This is a genomic window from Pseudomonas fluorescens, from assembly GCF_004683905.1.
GTDB classification, from domain to species: domain Bacteria; phylum Pseudomonadota; class Gammaproteobacteria; order Pseudomonadales; family Pseudomonadaceae; genus Aquipseudomonas; species Aquipseudomonas putida_A.
On the sequence record NZ_CP038438.1, the window covers coordinates 3,099,020 to 3,118,874 of the forward strand.

The window sequence follows — 19,855 nt, forward strand, 5'->3', positions numbered from 1 at the left end:
CCATGTTTGGTTTTACTCGTAACGGCTGGGTCAACGGCGTGCTGTTGGGCCTGACCTGCACCACCCTGCCCGCCTTCGCCGATACCGATTCAAACCTGTTGACCCGCAACACCCTGACCGGTGACTGGGGTGGCCTGCGCCACCAGATGGACGAAGACGGCATGAAGTTCACCGGCGATTACACCGGCGAAATGGCTTACAACGCCGACGGCGGCCTGCATCGCTCCGGCCGTTACTCGCAGAACATCAAGCTCGGCGCGCAGTTCGACCTGAGCAAGCTGTATGGCGTAGAGAACGCCGGCAAGGTTCAGCTGACCATCAACGACCGCCGCGGCAACAGCGCGTCCGAAGATCTGGTTGGCAACCGTCTGCCGATCCAGGAAAACTACGGCGGCCTCTACACCCGCCTGACCGAACTGAGCTATGAGCGCAGTCTGTTCACCCCGGCGCTCAACGTGAAGCTGGGTTACATGGCCATGGGCAACGACCTCGGCGGCCTCGACAGCGGCATTCTGTGCAACTTCATGAACGCCGGTTTCTGCGGCCATCCGCTGAACATGTCCGGCGGCAGTGGCTGGACCAACTACCCCAACGCGCACCTGGGCGTGCGGGTGAAATACGACTTGTCGCCATCGTGGCAACTGCGCGTGGCCGCGTTCAACGTCGATCCGGAAAGCAACGGCAACTCCAGCCGCGCCTGGCATCTGGGCCCGAAACACACCACCGGCACCGTGGTGCCGATCGAACTGGTGTACAAGCACGCGGGCCAATTGCCTGGCGAATACAAGCTCGGTTACTACTACGACAGCTCCGACGTGAAACGCATTGGCAGCGACAAGGAAGTCTCCGGCCGTGGCGGTCATTATTTGCTGATCGATCAGGCGGTTTGGAGTTCACAATCGTCCGAGGGCCGCAGCCTGCATGCGTTCGGCCAATACTCGGCGGCCAGCGTAGCGGCTTCGCCATTCAGCAAGTGGTACGGCACCGGTCTGGTGCTGTACAAACCGTTCGAAGGTCGCCCGCGTGACACCGTCGCTCTGGGCTACGGCCGCGCCGTGCTTAACCCGCGCAGCCGCGACGTGCAACAGGACGCTGCCATGGCCAATGGCACGCAGTTCCCGAACCTGGACAGTGGCGAGCAGTTGATCGAACTCGGCTACGGCTATCAGGCCACGCCGTGGCTGACGCTGCGCCCGAACATGCAATACATCATCGAACCGGGCGCGTTTTCCGGGCAGCACATCGACAATGCATTGGTGTTTGGTTTGCAGGTGAAAGCCTCACTTTGATTCTTCTGGCAGAACTGCAGGCAATAAAAAAACCGGCGTAATGACCGGGTTTTTTATTGCCTGAAAATTGTCGTAACCAAGAAGTTCACTCGACAGCGAACCTTTACCTCCGAACCAGCGTCGGAGCTAGGGCGTTAACGCTTACCGCTCGCCACGAGGTTTCCGTTTGAAAGCAGCCATCGTCAAAAAATACCGTTTGATCATCAAGACCATGGGCTACGTGGGCTGGTCGCTGTTCTGGTTGTTGCTCTGGGACATTGCCGTCACCGTCGACTTCATGTTGTTCCTCAACGCCAAGATCAACCTGCCGCTGATGCCGCTGACGCTGCTCGGTTCGGCGCTGGTGGTGCTGATCAGTTTCCGCAACAGCAGCGCCTACAACCGTTGGTGGGAGGCGCGCACCCTGTGGGGCATGATGATCAACAGCTCGCGCAGCTTTGCCCGGCAGGTGCTGACGCTGCTGGATGATCCCGATAACGAAGTGAACCCGGTGAAGGCGACGCTGTTGCGCCGCCATGTGGCGTACGTCAATTGCCTCGCCGCGCATCTGCAGGGTCAGCCTTGCCCGGAGGAAGTCCGCGCGTTCATCCCGGCGGATGAATTCGCCCGCAGCGGCACCACCAACAACTTTGCCAACGACATCCTCACCGGTTCCGCGGCGTTGCTCGCTCGGGAATACAAGGCCGGGCGCCTGGACAGCATTCGGCTGGCAAGGCTGGAATCGACGATGGTCGATCTGTCCAACAGCCAGGGCGGGATGGAACGCATTGCCAACACACCGCTGCCCTACCCCTACGTGTATTTCCCGCGCCTGTTTATCTCGCTGTTCTGCCTGATTGTGCCGGTGGGCCTGGTGGAGTCGCTGGGTTGGTTCACCCCGCTGGCCTCGACGGTGGTGGGCTTCATGCTGCTGGCCATTGAACGCATCGGTACTGACCTGCAAAGCCCGTTTCGCCACAGCGAGCACCAGATCCAGATGGAAGCCCTGTGCGAAACCATCGAGAAAAACCTGCAGTCGATGCAGCGTGATTCGTTGGGGGATGTGCACAGGGTTGAAGAAACGGCTTGAACAACGATCTGAGGGACGCCAGGGCGTAAAGCCCTGGCGAGTCGCAGGTATTACTTCTTCTTTTTCGCCGGCTTGTCAGCCTTCTTAGCATCCTTGGCCTTTTCCGGCTTGCTATCGGCTTTTTTCGCAGACTTTTTCGGTTCGGCGTCTTTCTTCTTGTCTTTCTTGTCGGAGGATTTGGAAAGCGCCGAAGCTGCCGCTGATTTCTTTTCCGGCGAGGACTTTTTGTCTTTCAAGTCCTTGCTGGCTTTCGAAGCGTCGTCTTTTTTGCTTTTCTTCTCGTCTTTAGCCACGTTGACCACCTCTCGGAATGTGCCGGTATTGGCACCGGGCCTGTGCGAATGAACACAAGCTGATCGTTAGGCGTGAGCGTTCGGGCGGGGTTCAGATTATTTGACTCGATCCAGCGCCCATGGCGAAGACCGGCCGTTCAACAAGTTGTCAATAGCACAGTTGTGCGACTGTTCTGGAGATAGCGCAGTGATAGGCTTTTCTGGCGTGACATTACGCGAATGCCCGATCTGTTCAGAAGGCAGGTCGGGGCCTATGTATAAGCCCGCTGTCAGCTAACTGAAAGGATTCGAAATGAAAAAGCCTATGACAACTCTGGCCATCTGCGCGACGCTTGCTTTCGCCGCAACCGTCACAAACGCTGCCGTGCATCCAACGACCATCACTGCTCCACAGACGGTCAAGCAGGCGACCGCCTCGATTGACACGCCTTTCGCAACCCAGCGAAAGGCTGGAGAAATCCAGACGGCCAGCTTGGCCAGAAGCTGCTCTGATGAGCGCTATTCCTGGTGGGAATTCAGTGGCTGGGAAATAATCGCCTGCCTCGGAAGCGGTCAGTGGTAATTTTTCAGAGGAGGCTGGTGCGTGACTTATGTGCTGAGCACGCACCACAGCCTGTTCTAACCAATGGCTTTGCACACCTGCTTACAGGGTTCTACCACTGGCTTGCTCATAGCTCGAAAGGAAATGCCGCCACTGCGACTCATCCCAGAAAGAATGCCGTCTGAGTTGAGGAATGTCGTGACGCGCCGCACCCATTGCCGTAGCGCGACCACGAGATTTCTCCAGATCAAGCAGCGCCAGTTCGAAATCGAAGTCTGCGTCAGTAATCGACGCCTTGATAAAGATGTGTTTGGAGCGCATGCAACCGTGCTGCCATTTGCCCGAGTGCATCCGCGCCAGCATTTGCGCCAAACGTTCAAGCAGTCGCAGATGTTGCTCTGTGGTCAACAGGCTTGCAGCGCCCTGGCTATACCAGGTATCCAGATCGATGAAGCCGCCCAGGTCTTTGGTAACCAAGACACCCTGCCATACGCCGTCGACTTTTCTCGCGCCATAAAATACCGGCCTTGGCGCATTCACGCCCAGCTCTTCGAGTCTTGAAAGGGCAACGCCTTCACGCAATGCGGTGGGCCTGCCAGTGGGGTAACGGAGACTGCGGAACAAATGGCCGGTCTGGCGCTTTACAAAAAACGTCTTGTCACCTTGAACAATCAGCTGGACACCGCTGGTGCCGCTGCGGCGCACATTCGGCGGTTCCACCCACGACCCGGAAGTACCCCACCAGAAATCAAATTCATCGCGTGCCCTGCCCATTGTGCGCTCCATTTATTGTAGAAATCGTTTCGTGCGACGTTTGCATGACGGTCGCAACAGCAGCTCAGTCTGTTGGTGGACGTTAATAGTTCCCTCGGTTTTCGAGGATTTTAGGGCCAGCTTGGGGCTTTTACGCAACCACGTGACGAAAATTGGCTATTGAGGGGTGTTTATCCCTTCAGGTGTGTCCTTTTCGCCGATAGCCGACGACATCAAACACAGATGCCAACCGCGTCGCGAGGGTCCGCCCGACTGTTTTTTCGATTAACTTGAAAGCCGTTAAATTGACCCAGGTCATGATTCAATTCGATTGAGGCAAATAACGAGCAACGTCCTTGATCCGCATTTTCTTTGTGCTAAAAGTATTGCCGCCAGTGGCTCCTTACAGGGATGAGTAAGGGTTTGCTCATCCGCAGCCATTGCCCACGGATGCATACTTTCAACAAGGAAGTCATATGAAAATAGTTGGGTTGTCCGGGATTCTCCCGTCACGCATTGTCAGCAATCAGGACGTTATAAACCTGGTTGAGGAACACTCTAAAGATACCTTCCAGGAAGACTTGCCAAAAACATTGAAGACCATCAGCAAGTTGCTTGAAAAAAGCGGCAGCGGCACGCGCCACTGGCTGGGCGCCGACGAAACGCCAATGCAATTGATGGAGACTGCATTCAACTCGGCGCTCGCTCAGGCCAACATCGACAAGGCCGACCTGGATCTGTTGATCTATCCGAACGTCACCCGCGGGTTCATCGAGCCGGCCAACAGTACGTTCATTGCCAAGGCGCTGGGCCTGAGCTGCAGAAACTTTGATGTGGTGGACGCCTGCAACGGCTGGGTGACCGCCATGGATGTCATCAACAGCAAAATGCAGGCCGGCGAGATTCGCTACGCGGCGATCGTCAATATGGAATTTGGCATGTCTGCTGGCGGGCCGGTCATGCCCAAGAACTTCTCTTTGCAGTCGTCGGCGGAACTGGCTTACAAGTTTCCGAGTTTTACCATTGGCGAAGCAGTCACCGTCACCATCCTCAGTCATGAGGCCCCGGGCAACTTCAAGTTCTCGTACATCAACCGGCCGGACTTGAGTGACTTGTCGACCATCTCCCTACCGGACTGGAAACTGTTCTGCAATGAGGAGGATATTCCCCGTATTGCACCGACCGGCGGGCAATATCAATTCAACTCCTACGCGGCAGCCTTGCATGAAGATGGTCGCAATGAAGCGATCAAAGTCTTCAATCTGCAAAACATCTCTGCAGCAGATGTTCATAAAGTGTTTATTCATACCGGTTCGCCAAAGATGTGGGAGCACATTGGGCAACTGATCGGTATTGATCACAAGCTGCACCACGTCGGGCATAAGACCGGCAACATCATTACCGCGTCCATCCCCTACGGGATCTTCGATGCGATCAGTCGGGGCGAAGCCGAGAACGGGCAGTTTTGCATGGGCTGGGCGGGCAGTGGCGGGATGGTCTTCTCTGCGTTGTCATTTACTCTGTAAGGCCTGAAGCAACTTGCCGTCCTGAGGCGGCAAGTTGCTCGTCCATGATCAAACTGTTGGTCGGTACCAAAACGAAAATCGCGCTTCGATCTCTAGGCCAGCGGCGGGTAGTCGGTGTAGCCCTCTTCCGAACCACTGTAAAAAGTGGAGGCATCCGCAGTAGCCAGCGGCGCATCAAGGAAGAAGCGTTCCGGCAGATCAGGGTTGCTGATGAACAGTGTGCCAAATGTGACTGCATCGGCCAGGCCGGTTTGCAGGGCCTGTTCCGCGGACTTCCGATCATAACCAACATTCAACACGAAAATTCCTGAGAACCGCTGGCGAGCCCCGGGCGCCAAGGGTTTCGCGCCTTCCGGTAGAGTCCCGGGTTCCATGAAATGCAGAATTCCAACGTTTCTACTTTCCAGCGCTTCTACCGCGTACATGTAGGTCTGCTCGAGATTGGAGTCGCCCATGTCATTGTACGGAATGCGCGGCGACAGCCTGACCGAGATACGGGCCGGTCCGAAGACTCTGATCGCGGCGTCCGTGGCTTCAAGCAAGAACCTCGCCCGCTTCTCAATGCTACCGCCATATTCGTCGGTGCGTTTGTTTGAGCCGTCCTCCAGAAACTGCGCGGGCAGATAACCATTGGCACCGTGTATCTCTACACCATCAAAGCCCGCATCTTTCGCGGCCTGTGCAGCTTTTTCGTAGTCCGCAATGGTGGACTTGATTTCATCAATGGTCAGTTCGCGTGGGGTCACCGAGGGTTTGATGCCTTCTGGCGTGAACGCCTGGCTATTGAAGGGGACTGACGATGGCGCGACCGGGAGTTCTCCACCATGAAAATCAGGATGAGATGCTCTACCGGTGTGCCAAAGCTGGGCGAAAATGAGGCCGCCGGCTTCATGAACTGCCTGAGTTACCTTCTTCCAGCCCGCAATCTGTTCAGGCGTATAGATCCCTGGGGTATTCGTCCAGCCGACGGCCTGGGCGCTGATCTGGCTGCCTTCGGTAAAAATAAGGCCCGCCGAGGCACGCTGTGCGTAATAGGTCGCAGTCAATTCGTTGGCCACCTGATCCTTGGATCGACCTCTTGTCATCGGCGCCATGAACACCCGATTTCTGAAAGTGAGCTCTTCGTTGTTCAAGGGGGTTAGAAGCTTAAAATTTCCCATACTTTCCTCAGAATAAATTTATTGAATGTCTGCCCGTGCCTAACGATTTCTCAAGTGCGGCTCGACCAAAGAAATGCTTCTGTTGGATGCTCGATTGGCTGGCTGCAAGCCGCCGGCAAGAGTGGCGAACGAAGGGTCCGGTTCGGACCGCTTCCCTCAAATGAGGACAGTCGACAAGGTATCAATAATAAACCTGGCGTCAATTAGGCACCGTTCGTACACCTGGTAGGTCTGAGGATACCTACCGTCAGGAAATGGTCGGCGGCGTAGGGGCTGGCGAGCCGTATACAGGGGCCTCGCGCGCAAGAGCAGGACGCTCTGCGTTCATGATCGAACGGCCTGAGCAATCGATGTGAAGGTTCGTTTGAAGCAGGTATCGAGATTGATTGCCCGCGGTTGAAAGGCAAAAACCAGCGCACTGCCAACAACAAAAGTGTTGGCAGAGTTTCATGCTTACATGATCGCGCTGGTTCGATTGAGATCTTCGGTGTTTTTCAAGCCATCGGATGACAAGTTCCGAAGCGCAGCATGGGCGGCCGACAACGCGTTCACGTAATCCAGTGAAGCAACCTTCCCTACGTACTTGTTGGTCCGATTGCAGCGGCGTCGAACTTCTGCCGGGCAGCATCAACCTCCGGCAACTTGGCGAGCGTCCATTCATGCAGTGCTCGAAAAGGTTGTTGCAGCGTGCGGCCCAGCGGCGTGATTTGGTACTGCACCGCGACTGGCGAAAGCGAAATCACCTCGCGCGATACCAGGCCGTTGCGCTCCAGCCGGCGCAGACATTGCGTGAGCGCTTTTTGGGTGACGCCTTGCAGGCGACGACGGATCGCGTTGAAGCGTTGCGGACCGTCATCAAGCACGGCTAATACCATCATCGACCATTTATCAGCGATCTGCTCGAATAAAGCCCGGCTAGGGCAGTCGGACGAGAAGCACAGCGGTTCGAGTTCAAGCATGGCGGTTTCCTTCTGTATACCCAGGCGCTCTAAGGCGCGAGATTGACGCCAAGTTTACTGGATATACCGAGCCTGAGAACGCTTTCTACCGTTGTTTCGCCGGAACACTCTGACGCACATAATAATTGTCGAATTCACTGCTTTCGGTGAATTGGAAGCCATGGCGGGTATAAAGCGATTCGAAGCACTTTCTTTGAGAGCGCCAACTTTAACAGGGAGCGCAGCCGCATCCGCCTCTTTGAAAATCTGAGTGAGAACAGCAGCCCCTACACCTGATCCTTGCGCGCTCGGTCTCACATACAAGTGGTCGAGCAAGAGTTCATTGTGGTGATGCTTGACCACTACAAAACCAACCCTCTCTCCAGATACCTCGATATAGCGTGTGTTGCGAGCGTCAAAACCGCCAAGAAACCGCTCTCGCGCACGCACCGGATCAAATCGCCCGACACGCTCCAGACTTTCGCGCATGGCCTCAATTCGAATGGCTACAAGATTTTCCACGTCGCTTGGTTGAGCCGGGACCAAAATGACCGGGGAATTTTGATTAGGTGCGACGGGCATAGGGTGTGCTCTATTTACCATCCTGGAAGGCCAGTATAGAGAGCCTGACTTGTGGGGCCCAGTTTGGCTTCACCGTCGAATTCAGGCCCCCCTCTCAAAAACGAACATGACTTGGTCAATCTGGGTCTTGATTGCCAGAGCCTTGCGTGACCGACAGGTCTCCAATACGACCTCATGGTATTCACATGTCGATATCAGACACGATCATGGCGCAATTAGGCTATTGAATCGGCAGCAAGGCCGGCTAAGGTGCCGTGTCTTCCTATCAAAACAATCCCGGTCAGATCATGGGGTTGATAAGAACTGCGGCGGTTGGACGGGCTTCTTTCGGGAGTTTCAGCAGGCAACGATGGTGTTCGGTCGTGTGCCCGGTCAATTGCTTAAATGTCGATCAGCAGAGAATAAAAATACCGATGATCAGCCCGAACTCCATGGATTCGAGTAGCCAATTGGCGCAGGGCTTCAAGCCTCGTCACGTCACAATGTTGTCCATCGCCGGGATTATCGGCGCCGGTTTGTTCGTCGGTTCAGGACACGCGATTGCCGCAGCAGGGCCGGCGGTGCTGCTCGCCTATCTGTTTTCAGGTCTGCTTGTCGTGCTGGTCATGCGCATGCTCGGCGAGATGGCGGTGGCCAATCCGGACACCGGTTCGTTCTCCACCTACGCCGACCAGGCCATCGGCCGCTGGGCCGGTTTTACCATCGGTTGGCTGTACTGGTGGTTCTGGGTGTTGGTGATTCCCATCGAAGCACTGGCGGCCGGGCATGTGCTGCACCAATGGTTTCCGCAGGTCGATGCCTGGCTGTTCGCGTTGGGATCGATCATTGCGTTGGTGGTGACCAACCTGTTCAGCGTGTCCAAGTATGGTGAGTTCGAATTCTGGTTCGCCATGGCCAAGGTTGTGGCGATCATCGGCTTCATCGGGGTCGGTTTTGCCGTGTTGATGGGCTGGGTGCCCGACCGCGAAGTCAGCGGGTTGAGCGGCCTGATGGCCGAGCACGGCGGGTTTGCGCCCAACGGCTTGTCGGCGGTGGTCGGCGCTTTCATCACGATCATGTTCAGCTTCATCGGCACTGAAGCGGTGACCATCGCGGCCGCCGAATCGAATAACCCGGCGCAGAACATCGCCAAGGCCACCCGCTCGGTGATCTGGCGCATCGGCGTGTTCTACCTGCTGTCGATCTTCGTGGTCATCTCCGTGGTGCCCTGGAATGATCCGTTGCTGGCCTCGGTGGGCTCGTATCAGCGCGCCCTGGAAATCATGAACATTCCAAACGCCAAGTTCATGGTCGACGTTGTCGTGCTGATCGCCGTGGCCAGTTGCATGAACTCCTCGATCTACATTGCCTCGCGCATGCTGTACTCGCTGGGCCGTCGCGGCGATGCACCGAAACCGCTGAAGGCGACTTCCGCGGCCGGTGTGCCACGCGCGGCCGTGATCGCCAGCACCGTGCTGGGTGCGTCGATCACCGTGTGGAGCTACTTCATGCCCGCCGGGCTGTTCGAGTTCCTGCTGGCCAGTTCCGGGGCGATTGCCTTGCTGGTGTACCTGGCGATTGCGGTGTCGCAGCTGCGCATGCGGCGGATATTGCAACAGCGCAAGGTCGAGCTGACCTTCCGCATGTGGCTGTTTCCATGGCTGACGTGGCTGGTGATTGGCTTCATCTGCGCGGCGCTGGCGGTCATGATGATCACCCCGCAGCACCGCACCGAAGTCACCACCACCATTGGCCTGGCGCTGGCAATCTCCTTTATCGGCCTGATCACGTCGCGTCATCCTGCCCCGGCGGCACGCGCAACCTCGGTGGGCTAGGCGTTCACGCCGAACTGATATTCCCTTGGCGAAGACCAAGGGAATGACCGACGCCTGCATCTCAGACCGATTCCTGTGAGGACACGATGTCATCGACCCCCTCCGTGGCCGACGGTACGACCCAATCCGTCGGGTTTCTGCTGTTGGATAAATTCACCCTCATGTCGCTGGCATCCGCCGTCGAACCACTGCGCATGGCCAATCAATTGTCGGGGCGAACGCTGTATCGCTGGCATACCTTCAGCGCCAATGGTGCGGCTGTTTGGGCCAGCGACGGGGTCCCGATCACGCCGGATGCCTCGTGGAGCAACCCCAGCGTGGCGGACACGGTGATTGTTTGTGGCGGGGTCGGCATCCAGAGCGTGATCACCCGTGAGCACACATCCTGGTTGCAAGCCCTGGCCCGGCAATCCAGACGTTTGGGCGGTGTGTGCACCGGTAGCTGGGCACTCGCCAAAGCCGGATTGCTCGATGGCTATGAGTGCAGCGTGCATTGGGAATTTCTGGCGGCCATGCAGGAAGCTTTCCCACGCGTCAACGTCAGCACCAGCCTCTTCACCCTCGACCGCAACCGCTTTACCAGTTCCGGAGGAACAGCACCGCTGGACATGATGCTGCACCTGATCGCCCGCGATCATGGTCGTGAATTGTCCGCCGCCATCTCGGAGATGTTTGTTTACGAGCGCATCCGCAACGAGCAGGACCATCAACGCGTACCGCTCAAGCATGTGGTCGGTACGCATCAGCCCAAGCTGCAAGAAGTCGTTGCGTTGATGGAGGCCAATCTTGAGGAACCGATCGAGCTGGACAACCTTGCCGAATACGTCGATCTGTCACGCCGACAGCTGGAGCGGTTGTTTCAGAAATACCTGCAATGCACGCCGTCACGCTACTACTTGAGGTTGCGGCTGATTCGCGCGCGACAACTGCTCAAGCAAACCTCCCTGTCGATCGTGGAACTGGCGTATGTCTGCGGATTTGCCTCCACACCGCATTTCTCAAAATGCTATCGCGAGCACTTTGGGGTGCCGCCGAGCGACGAGCGCTCAGGTTCTGCAATGAGTCGTAAACGGGCAACGCCGCCGTCATCGATCAACACACTGACAACGCTCGATCAGGCGAGAAACGAATCGACGTTTGCCAGTGTTCGGATGATGGCGAGTGTCGATCTGGCTTGAATGAACCGAGGCAAATCGGCCGGGAACACCCAAGATGCCCCGGCCATGTGCCCTGCCCGTTTACGCCTGATCCAAGGCCTCCACCACGCCTTTGTCTTCTCCAAGAAACCCGCCGCTCTGATGCGCCCACAGCCGCGCATACACGCCGTTCTTCTCCAGCAACTCCGAATGGGTGCCCTGCTCGATGATGCGCCCGTCATCCATGACAATCAGCCGATCCATCGCCGCGATCGTCGACAGTCGATGCGCGATCGCGATCACGGTCTTGCCCTGCATCATGTCATCGAGGCTTTCCTGAATCGCCACTTCGACTTCCGAGTCCAGCGCGCTGGTGGCTTCGTCCAGCAGCAGGATCGGCGCGTTCTTCAGCATCACCCGGGCGATCGCCACCCGTTGCCGCTGGCCGCCGGACAGCTTGATCCCGCGTTCACCTACCAGAGTGTCGTAGCCGGTATGGCCCTGACGGTCGCTGAGTTGGCTGATGAACTCATCAGCTTGCGCATTGGCAGCGGCGCGGCGGATCTGTGCGTCGGTGGCATCGGGCCGGCCGTAGGCAATGTTGTCGCGAATCGAACGGTGCAGCAGCGAGGTGTCCTGGGTGACCATGCCAATGGCACTGCGCAGGCTGTCCTGAGTCACGTGCGCAATGTTCTGGCCGTCGATACGAATCTCGCCGCTGTCGACGTCATAGAAGCGCAGCAGCAAGTTGATCAGCGTCGATTTGCCCGCACCGGAGCGCCCTACGAGACCGATTTTCTCACCCGGCCGAATGCTCAGGCTCAGGCCATCGAGCACCTGACGCTCGCCACCGTAGTTGAACTTGACCTTGTCGAACGTCACCGCGCCGCCAGAGGTCACCAGCACGCCGGCATCCGGTGCGTCTTGCACCTTGGTGCCTTGGGTCAGCGTCGCCATGCCGTCCTGGACGGTACCGATGCTTTCGAACAGCGAGGTCATCTGCCACATGATCCAGTTCGACATGCCATTGATCCGCAACGCCATGGCGGTGATCGCTGCTACCGCACCGGCGCCGACATCGCCTTGGTGCCACAGCCACAGGGCATAGCCGCCCGCTGACATGATCAACCCCACCACCAAGGCCTGATTGACGATCTCGAACAGGCTGACCAGACGCATCTGGCGAAAACCGGTCTGCTTGAAATCTTCCATCGCCGCCCGCGCAAAATGTGCTTCGCGGTTGGAGTGGGAGAACAGCTTCACCGTGGTGATATTGGTGTACGCGTCGGCGATACGCCCGGTCATCATCGACCGCGCGTTGGCCTGTTCCTGGCCGACCTTGCCCAGGCGCGGCACGAAGTACCACATGGCCAGACCGAACAGCACGACCCAGGCGAGAAACGGCAGCATCAGCTTCAGCGCAAAACCGCCGGCCAGGGCAATGATCGCGATGAAGTACACGCCAATCCCCGGCAGGATCTCGATCATGGTGAACAGCACGTCGCGTACAGCGAGCGCCGTCTGCATGACTTTGGTCGTGACCCGGCCGGAGAACTCGTCGGAGAAAAACGAAAGGCTCTGCCGCAGCATCAACCGATGGAAATCCCAGCGCAGGCGCAGCGGCAGGTTAATCGCCAGAATCTGGTGCTGGACCATGGTGCGCAACGCCACCAGCCCGACACTCAAGACCATGACGATGCCCATGCCCCACAACACGCGGCTCTCCTGCACCGCAGCTTCGCCGCCGGCCTGCCACGTCGAGAGCAGATCGACGACCTGGCCGAGGAAGGAAAACAGCCAGGCTTCATAGATCGACACAGCAGCGCTGAGCAACGCCAATGCCAGAATGTAGCCGCGAGCGCCGCGAGTGCAGGCCCAGAGAAATTTAGCCAGACCGTTGGGTGGCGGTGGCACCTCGTCAGGCGGGAAAGGGTCGAGTCTTCGTTCAAACACACGAAGCATGATGTTCTCCTGAACGTTCAAGTCAGGGAGATTCTGCCACCGATTGGATCCTGGGAGGTCTTTGTGAAAAAGTGTGTGCTCGTCAGTAAAGGTGCTGGCTGAGAACGAACAATTGGATTCGTTTACAACCTGAGCACTTCCTGAAGTGGCGATCAGGCTGTCCGGGCACTTGCCCTTATCAGTTGTATCGATATGCTCTGTTCGCTCCGCAGCTCACTTCAATTCGGATAAAGACAATGCTTCAGTTGATTGGCCAGACTACCGATATCAAATCAGCAATCAATGCGTTCAACGCCTCTTACCATGCTGATTTTGCTCACGTACGCAAAATTTCCAGTCGGTACCTTGCCGCTGATGTTTCAATAGAGCGTGCTGGCGAGCTCGCTGAGGCCTTATACGCCGCATTGGCCAACTGGGGAGCGTGTACGCGCAAGGCTCCGATACTCCGTCCAACTCAGCACATCGCTGCAGCGCTGAGCAGCAAGGCGCTGCATTCCAGGCTTGTGTGCCTCGACCGCATCGGACTGGATGCTTTGGATCTAGACCCTGCGGGCGGTCGAAACTTCATCCGAGAGACACCCTTCAGCTCGCTCAACCAATTTGATACTGAATTGCTAAGTATCCTCGAGGCGTTGGCGCATGCGCTCTTCATCAACAATACCAACGTCACTTATCCAATGAAGGCTTTACTACTGATCACTGGATTCATGCCCGCGTTTGACAGTCAGGTCAGAAAGGGTTTGCAACGTGCAGGAATATCCGGGTTCAGCGGCACACAGTACCTTCTACCAAAAAACGCCTATAGAGCCGCTGGCCAGCGCATTTGCCATCTACCATTTTCCTTGGGCCAATGCTGGCGCGACAATAAAGCGCTGCTGACCGAGGCAATTCTCCAGAGCAACTATCCTGAACTCAGTACAGAGCCAGGTCGAATCTTCGACGTCATCCTGTTTATGCAAAGATCCCCTGAGCGGCGTTTGATTTTGTCGGCTGGATAAAGAGCGTCTACTGCGTCACCACCACCTTCCCAATCATCTGCGGATGCAACACGCAAAAATATTCAAACTCCCCCGGCGTATCGAACACCCAGGAAAAGCTGTCATTGGTATCCAGCGCCCCTGAGCGAAATACCTTGTGGGTTTCCGCCACCGTGTGCGGAATCTGATCGTCATTGACCCACGTCACCTTGGTGCCGACGGCCACGGTCAGGTCTTTGGGGGCGAACATGAATTCCTTGATGTCGATCTTCACTTCCGCGGCCCACAGCGGCATCGCCAGCAACAGGCCCATCAGCGCCAACAGTCGCGTTTTCATCGGTCCGCCCTCGGTTACACCAGTGTCGAATCAATCAGTGCCAGCGGGTGATCACCCTGAGTCGCGCGCACGTCGGTGATCCCCAGGTAATTGCGCAATTGATCGGCCGCCACCGTCATCGGCCCCGGTGACGGTGCAGCACCCGGTGCCGGCTGCGGATACGCGGTGCCACGGGCGGTGTGGAAGGTGATATTGCCTTCGACTTTCTGGATCACCTGATGGATGTGCCCGTTCAGCACCGTCACCGAACCGTACTTGCGCAGCATCGCAATCGCCTGATCGCCGTCCTCGGTGCCCCAGCCCCACGGCTGATAAATGGTCCACAGCGGGATGTGCGTGAACACGACGATGGGCGTGCTGCTGCTGACCGCGCGCAAGTCATCCGCCAGCCAGGCCAGTTGATCGGCGCCGAGGGTGGCTTCGTGGCCGGCCTGGAAATTGAACACATTGATCAGCCCAATGAAGTGCACGCCATGGTCATCGAAACTGTACCAACCGTTGCCTTTGGTGCCCTTGCCGTAGCGCTCCAGATAAAGCTTGCCGCCGCCCTCGTCGAGGGTGTCGTGTTCACCGGGTATGTAATGCACGGTGGATGGCAGGCCTTTGAGCAGCTGTGCGGCGGTGTCGAATTCATCAGGTTTGGACAGGTGGGTGATGTCACCGGTGTGCAGGATCAGTGACGGCCGTTTGGGCAGTGCGATGACCTTGTCGATCGCCACTTGCAAGGTCTTGACCGGCTCCGGATTGGCTTCCTTGTTGAAGCCGATGTGCGAGTCGCTGATCTGTACGAAGTGAAAGGTGCTAGCCAGCGCTTTTGGATCATTGACGTTGCCCGCCTCGTCCAGCGCAAAGGCTTTGGGAATCCCGCCGCTCAAGGCCCAGAGGACTCCTGCCCCGGCCCACGCCGAGCATTTGAGCAGGGTGCGCCGGTCCGGGTTGAGCGGGCCGTCGGTACGCAGCGGATGTTTTGCTTGAATGTCCATCGGTATGTCCTCGCGGGCGAACTACAGTGAGGTAGCTGACACGAGGTAAACCTGGCTGCGCGAGGCTTTATTCCACGGTAAAAAATAAATCTTTTGGCGCGAATAAAACCCGCCGCAGCATGGTTATAGGGGTGTGACGGTGCGGAACCGACCATGAAGCGATTTGAGGAACTGATTGCGCCCCATCTGGACGCGGCCTACAACCTTGCGCGCTGGCTCACCGGCAACGACAGCGCCGCGCGCGACGTCGTGCAGGAAAGCGCCCTGCGCGCCTTCCGGTTTTTGCAGCGTTTCGCCGATGGCAACGCCAAGGCGTGGTTTCTGACCATTGTGCGCAACGAAAGCTACACCTGGCTCAAGGCCTCGGCCGGACGCCATTGGGTCGCCATCGATGACGACATGGCGACTGACGACGGCCACCTGAGCCATAGCCAGACCCCGGAATTGCTGGCCATTCACACGGAAAACGCCGCGCTGCTGCAGCAAGCGCTGTGCGCCCTGCCGCCGGCGTTTCGCGAGGTGATTGTGCTCAAGGAACTCGAAGACCTGCCCTACAAGGACATCGCTCTGGTGGTCGATATTCCCATCGGCACCGTGATGTCCAGGTTGGCCCGGGCGCGGGCCCTGCTCAAGCTCGAACTACTGAAGTTGCACGATCATGAATGAACTCGACTGCACGGTTTGCCAGACACAGCTGCACGGCTATCTGGATCAGGAACTTGATCCGGCGACAGCTACGCAGGTGGCAGCGCACTTGAGCGCCTGCGCCGAGTGCGCGCGGCTGCACGAGCAAGCGAAGTTGCTCAAGGTCAGCGTGAAGCGCCATGCCCCCTACTACCGCGCCCCCGCCTCACTGACGGCCAGCGTGTTCGCCGCCGACAAACCTGCGCCGGGGTTCATCCGGCGCTGGCAAAAATGGCTGGCTCCGGGCTTTTCCGCCGCAGCGCTGGCCCTGGCGATGGTGCTGTATGTCGCCACTCCGGGCAGCGAGCAACCCTTGATCGACGAGGCCGTGTCCAGCCATGTGCGCTCGTTGATGGGCGAACACCTCAACGACGTGGTGTCATCCGACCGCCACACCGTCAAGCCCTGGTTCACCGGCAAACTCGACTTCTCGCCCCCGGTTTCCGACTACTCGGCGCAGGGCTTTCCCTTGCTCGGCGGGCGCCTGGATTACCTGCAACACCAGACCACCGCTGCCCTGAGCTATGGGCATGGCAAACACATCATCAACGTGTTCATCCTGCCTACGAGCGAGGCTGATAAAGCCGTGCAAAGCCAAAGCTTGCGCGGCTTCAATGTGGTGTCGTGGCAGGCCAGTTATATGCGTTTCGTGCTGGTGTCGGATGCGGAGAAAGCTGAGCTGCAGGCGTTGGGGCAGTTGCTCAGAGCGCAATAGCGTGGCCTCAAAGGCAAAATCCTCGCGCATTCACTACGCTTGAGAAATCCGCCGCAGCGCAATCGTCAGCAACAGATTGAACATTGCGCTCGGGCCGCTGTTCCAGATGAGCAAACCCAAGCTACCAAGGACGAGCATATGGACAGTTTCGCTCCTGCCACGCCGGTTCCGCCTCAGCAAAGCGCAATCACCCGCCGCCTGGCGTTTGCGGTCGGCACGCTGTTTATCGTCGGGGTGATTGCCGCTATCGGCACCCTGCTCGGCATTGCCGCTCGCCTGGATCGCGAGGATGTCGAGCAGAACCGTTTCTACACGGCCCGCGCCCTGGAAAACCGCATCAGCAGCTCAAAGAGCTACATCACCAGTTACGCTGACTGGACCACCGCCTATGAGCACCTGCACACCCAGGTCGATACCGACTGGGCGTACACCCAACAGAACATTGGCAAGACGCTGTTCACCACTGACGGTTATGACGGCGTGTTCGTGCTGGATCGGCAGCGCACCAAATACGCCGTGGTGCAGGGGCAGCAGGAAGACGCGGACATCGCGCACTGGCTCGCAGTGCCTGCCGCGTCGTTGATTGATCAGGTGCAAAACCAGTCTGATCTGACTGTGCCTGTCAGCACTTACTCGCTGTTCGACGGCTGGCCGGCGCTGGTCACGGCGGCGGCCATTCTGCCCAACGATGAGCGTCCGGTGGGCGATCCGCAACAGACCTCGGTGCTGGTATTCGTCGACAAGCTGACGCCGGCCAAACTGCAAGCGCTTGGCGTGGCCTATGGCCTGAACAACCTGACGCTGATTCCGGATGAACAGCTCAGCGGGGAGCAACCACGCGTGCCGCTGGACAGTACCGGTTTCAGCTTGACGGCAGATCTGAAGCGCCCCGGGCAGCAATTGTTGTGGTCATTGCTGCCAACACTCGGCAGCGTGCTGGCCGTGCTGATGCTGTTGACCGCCTATTTCCTGCGTCACGCCGTGCGATCGTCGACCTACGTCGATCAGAGTTTCAGCACGTTGAAGACCTCGAATCAGGCGCTGGAAGCGGCCAACCACGCGCTGGAAGCCAGTGAAGAACGCTTTCGCGCCGTGGCCGAGGCCGCATCGGACTGGATCTGGGAAGTCGACAATCAGCTGCGCCTGACCTATCTCTCGGCGCGCTTCAGCGAGGTGACCGGTTACCCGCAAACCGAGTGGCTGGGGCAAGGCATCGGGCAACTGGTGTCCTGCGATACTACGCCGCTGGAGCTGTGGCTGAAAAAACTCACCGAAGACAGCAATGCCAGCGACCTGCGCTGCACCTACCGCGATCACGCCGGGCAGCAACGTCACTGTCGGCTATCAGCGCGGCCGATCATCGAGAAACAAAGCGTGGTCGGCTATCGCGGCACCGCCAGTGACATCACCGACGAAGTCGCTGCCCATGCGCAGATCCAGCACCTGTCGATGCACGACGCCTTGACCGGCCTGCCCAATCGCAATCAGTTGTCACGTTATCTGGATGACGCGCTGCTGCTCAAAGAGCATGCCCCGCCACTGTCGTTGCTGGTGATCGATCTGGACAACTTCAAGCCGATCAACGACTCGCTCGGCCATCCGGCCGGTGATGCGGTGTTGCAGGAAGTCGCCAGTCGCCTGCGCGAATGCACCCGTGAGCACGACATCGTCGCGCGCCTGGGCGGTGACGAATTTGTCGTGGTGCTCAATGGCATGGACACTCGGCAAGAGGTCGACCGCTTTTGTACCCGGCTGGTCGAGAGCCTGCATCAGCCGATGGTCTTCGAGCATCACCCGTTGCACGTCGGCGCCAGTATCGGCATCGCCCTGAGCCGCCGTCAGGGCTTCGTGCCCAGCGAGTTGATCCGTTGCGCCGACATCGCGCTGTATCAGGCCAAGTCCGAGGGCAAGAACACCTGGTGTTATTTCGAAGCGCACATGAACGACCAGATCCAGACCCGCCGGCAAATGGAAAGCGATTTGCGTGGCGCGTTGAAGAACGACGAATTCATCCTGCATTACCAGCCGCGCTACACCGTCGACGGCAAGCACATCGTCTCGGTCGAAGCGCTGGTGCGCTGGCAACACCCGACCAAGGGCCTGCTGGGGCCGGACGTGTTCATCGGCCTGGCGGAACAGACCGACCTGATCGTGGCGCTGGGGCGCTGGGTATTGCGTGAAGCCTGTGAAACCGCACTGAGCTGGCCGTCAGACATTCTGCTTTCGGTCAATCTGTCGCCGGCGCAATTTGCCCTCAGCGATGTCGTTGAAGACGTGCGCGAAGCGCTGATCCAGACCCGTTTCCCGGCCAGTCGCCTGGAACTGGAAATCACCGAAAACGTGATGCTCGTCGACACCGACGGCGCGCTGGCCACGATGAATGCGCTGAAGCAACTCGGGGTGCGCCTGAACATGGACGACTTCGGCACCGGCTATTCGTCCCTCGGCTACCTGCGCGCCTACCCGTTCGACGGGATCAAGATCGACAAGCGCTTCATCGCCTCGATCAGCAACGGCGCCAACGATCGCGCCGTGGTTCAGGCGATCATCGGCCTGGGCAAAGCCATGGGCCTGACCGTGACCGCCGAAGGCGTGGAAACCGAGGAGCAACTGGAGATTCTCGGCAAGGATCAATGCAACGAGGTGCAGGGTTACTTCATGAGTCGACCAATAGACAAAACGGCGTTCGCAAGGTTGCTGCAAACCGCCAGAACCGGGCCGGCCGATCATTCGCCGTCGAAGAAAGGTCGCGTCATCTAGCTGGCCTTGCATCGCTGGCAATAATCCATCGTAGAAATGCACAAAGCCCGGCTCGACACTCTTCGTTAATACGGTGTTCCTGTTGACTTCAATTGGTTTTGTTCAGGGTGTGTTTAGGGCCGTCATGGTTGAATAGTCCTCGCCGCGGGCCAGGCTCAACGTCAATCTCGCACCCCACACAAGTTCAATGCAGGCATCACCGGACTGTCAGGATTGCGGTCAAAAGAACATCTTCACTAAAGGGTTACCGATGGATCGATATGAGGCCCCGCTTGTTGTAGAGCGCACTTGGCGGGCAGTGTTGTTCAAAGGATTGATTACGAGAAATCCATGCCT

At 58.1% G+C, this 19,855-nt stretch carries 17 protein-coding genes and 1 pseudogene; 10 read left to right on the plus strand and 8 right to left on the minus strand.

Going from position 1 to position 19,855, the window contains the following annotated elements; genetic code table 11:
* Positions 1-2 precede the first annotated feature (2 nt).
* Complete coding sequence (locus tag E4T63_RS14120; RefSeq protein ID WP_135295811.1) at positions 3-1,289, plus strand: carbohydrate porin; 1,287 nt, start codon at positions 3-5, stop codon at positions 1,287-1,289.
* A gap of 166 nt (positions 1,290-1,455) precedes the next feature.
* Positions 1,456-2,358 carry a bestrophin family protein gene (locus E4T63_RS14125; protein WP_135295812.1) on the plus strand — a complete coding sequence of 301 codons (903 nt, stop codon included), beginning with the start codon at positions 1,456-1,458 and terminating at the stop codon, positions 2,356-2,358.
* Between the two features lie 50 nt (positions 2,359-2,408).
* Here E4T63_RS14125 and E4T63_RS14130 read toward each other — a convergent pair whose 3' ends face one another.
* Entirely contained in the window at positions 2,409-2,651 is a 243-nt protein-coding gene (locus E4T63_RS14130; protein WP_103367089.1) for a hypothetical protein, read from the minus strand.
* A 292-nt stretch (positions 2,652-2,943) separates the two neighbouring features.
* Between E4T63_RS14130 and E4T63_RS14135 the strand changes: the two genes are divergently transcribed.
* Positions 2,944-3,213 carry a hypothetical protein gene (locus E4T63_RS14135; RefSeq protein WP_041063976.1) on the plus strand — a complete coding sequence of 90 codons (270 nt, stop codon included), beginning with the start codon at positions 2,944-2,946 and terminating at the stop codon, positions 3,211-3,213.
* Between the two features lie 81 nt (positions 3,214-3,294).
* Here E4T63_RS14135 and E4T63_RS14140 read toward each other — a convergent pair whose 3' ends face one another.
* A complete protein-coding gene (locus E4T63_RS14140; protein ID WP_135295813.1) occupies positions 3,295-3,966 on the minus strand; it encodes a lipopolysaccharide kinase InaA family protein in 672 nt (223 codons plus the stop codon).
* Positions 3,967-4,421: 455 nt separating this feature from the next.
* Between E4T63_RS14140 and E4T63_RS14145 the strand changes: the two genes are divergently transcribed.
* The gene (locus E4T63_RS14145; protein ID WP_135295814.1) at positions 4,422-5,471 is read left to right on the plus strand and encodes a 3-oxoacyl-[acyl-carrier-protein] synthase III C-terminal domain-containing protein; all 1,050 of its coding nucleotides are present in this window, start codon (positions 4,422-4,424) and stop codon (positions 5,469-5,471) included.
* A gap of 92 nt (positions 5,472-5,563) precedes the next feature.
* On the opposite strand, the gene E4T63_RS14150 is transcribed toward E4T63_RS14145, so the two are convergent.
* The 3 genes and pseudogenes from E4T63_RS14150 to E4T63_RS14160 form a co-directional block, all read right to left on the minus strand.
* Positions 5,564-6,631: an alkene reductase gene (locus E4T63_RS14150; protein ID WP_135295815.1), complete on the minus strand. Its 1,068-nt coding sequence runs from the start codon at positions 6,629-6,631 to the stop codon at positions 5,564-5,566.
* Positions 6,632-7,206: 575 nt separating this feature from the next.
* Positions 7,207-7,590 carry a winged helix-turn-helix transcriptional regulator gene (locus E4T63_RS14155; RefSeq protein ID WP_027611764.1) on the minus strand — a complete coding sequence of 128 codons (384 nt, stop codon included), beginning with the start codon at positions 7,588-7,590 and terminating at the stop codon, positions 7,207-7,209.
* A gap of 85 nt (positions 7,591-7,675) precedes the next feature.
* Positions 7,676-8,151: pseudogene (locus E4T63_RS14160) on the minus strand (GNAT family N-acetyltransferase).
* 413 nt (positions 8,152-8,564) lie between these two features.
* Here E4T63_RS14160 and gabP point away from each other — a divergent pair.
* The gene (gene gabP / locus E4T63_RS14165; protein WP_135295816.1) at positions 8,565-9,965 is read left to right on the plus strand and encodes a GABA permease; all 1,401 of its coding nucleotides are present in this window, start codon (positions 8,565-8,567) and stop codon (positions 9,963-9,965) included.
* A gap of 86 nt (positions 9,966-10,051) precedes the next feature.
* Positions 10,052-11,143, plus strand: coding sequence for a GlxA family transcriptional regulator (locus E4T63_RS14170; protein ID WP_135295817.1), 1,092 nt, complete (start codon positions 10,052-10,054; stop codon positions 11,141-11,143).
* 60 nt (positions 11,144-11,203) lie between these two features.
* On the opposite strand, the gene E4T63_RS14175 is transcribed toward E4T63_RS14170, so the two are convergent.
* Complete coding sequence (locus E4T63_RS14175; RefSeq protein WP_103367073.1) at positions 11,204-13,063, minus strand: ABC transporter ATP-binding protein; 1,860 nt, start codon at positions 13,061-13,063, stop codon at positions 11,204-11,206.
* 236 nt (positions 13,064-13,299) lie between these two features.
* Here E4T63_RS14175 and E4T63_RS14180 point away from each other — a divergent pair, with 236 nt between their 5' ends.
* Entirely contained in the window at positions 13,300-14,061 is a 762-nt protein-coding gene (locus E4T63_RS14180) for a hypothetical protein (RefSeq protein ID WP_134786410.1), read from the plus strand.
* 7 nt (positions 14,062-14,068) lie between these two features.
* Here E4T63_RS14180 and E4T63_RS14185 read toward each other — a convergent pair whose 3' ends face one another.
* The gene (locus tag E4T63_RS14185) at positions 14,069-14,377 is read right to left on the minus strand and encodes a plastocyanin/azurin family copper-binding protein (RefSeq protein ID WP_098964039.1); all 309 of its coding nucleotides are present in this window, start codon (positions 14,375-14,377) and stop codon (positions 14,069-14,071) included.
* A 14-nt stretch (positions 14,378-14,391) separates the two neighbouring features.
* The gene (locus E4T63_RS14190) at positions 14,392-15,360 is read right to left on the minus strand and encodes a metallophosphoesterase family protein (protein WP_135295818.1); all 969 of its coding nucleotides are present in this window, start codon (positions 15,358-15,360) and stop codon (positions 14,392-14,394) included.
* A gap of 153 nt (positions 15,361-15,513) precedes the next feature.
* On the opposite strand from E4T63_RS14190, the gene E4T63_RS14195 reads away from it, so the two are divergent.
* The 3 genes from E4T63_RS14195 to E4T63_RS14205 all read left to right on the plus strand — a co-directional run bounded on the left by E4T63_RS14195 (position 15,514) and on the right by E4T63_RS14205 (position 19,519).
* The gene (locus E4T63_RS14195; RefSeq protein WP_134786412.1) at positions 15,514-16,026 is read left to right on the plus strand and encodes a sigma-70 family RNA polymerase sigma factor; all 513 of its coding nucleotides are present in this window, start codon (positions 15,514-15,516) and stop codon (positions 16,024-16,026) included.
* Entirely contained in the window at positions 16,019-16,759 is a 741-nt protein-coding gene (locus E4T63_RS14200) for an anti-sigma factor family protein (protein WP_135295819.1), read from the plus strand. The genes E4T63_RS14195 and E4T63_RS14200 overlap by 8 nt, the downstream gene beginning before the upstream one ends.
* A gap of 138 nt (positions 16,760-16,897) precedes the next feature.
* A complete protein-coding gene (locus E4T63_RS14205) occupies positions 16,898-19,519 on the plus strand; it encodes a bifunctional diguanylate cyclase/phosphodiesterase (protein ID WP_135295820.1) in 2,622 nt (873 codons plus the stop codon).
* The last annotated feature ends 336 nt before the right edge of the window (positions 19,520-19,855 follow it).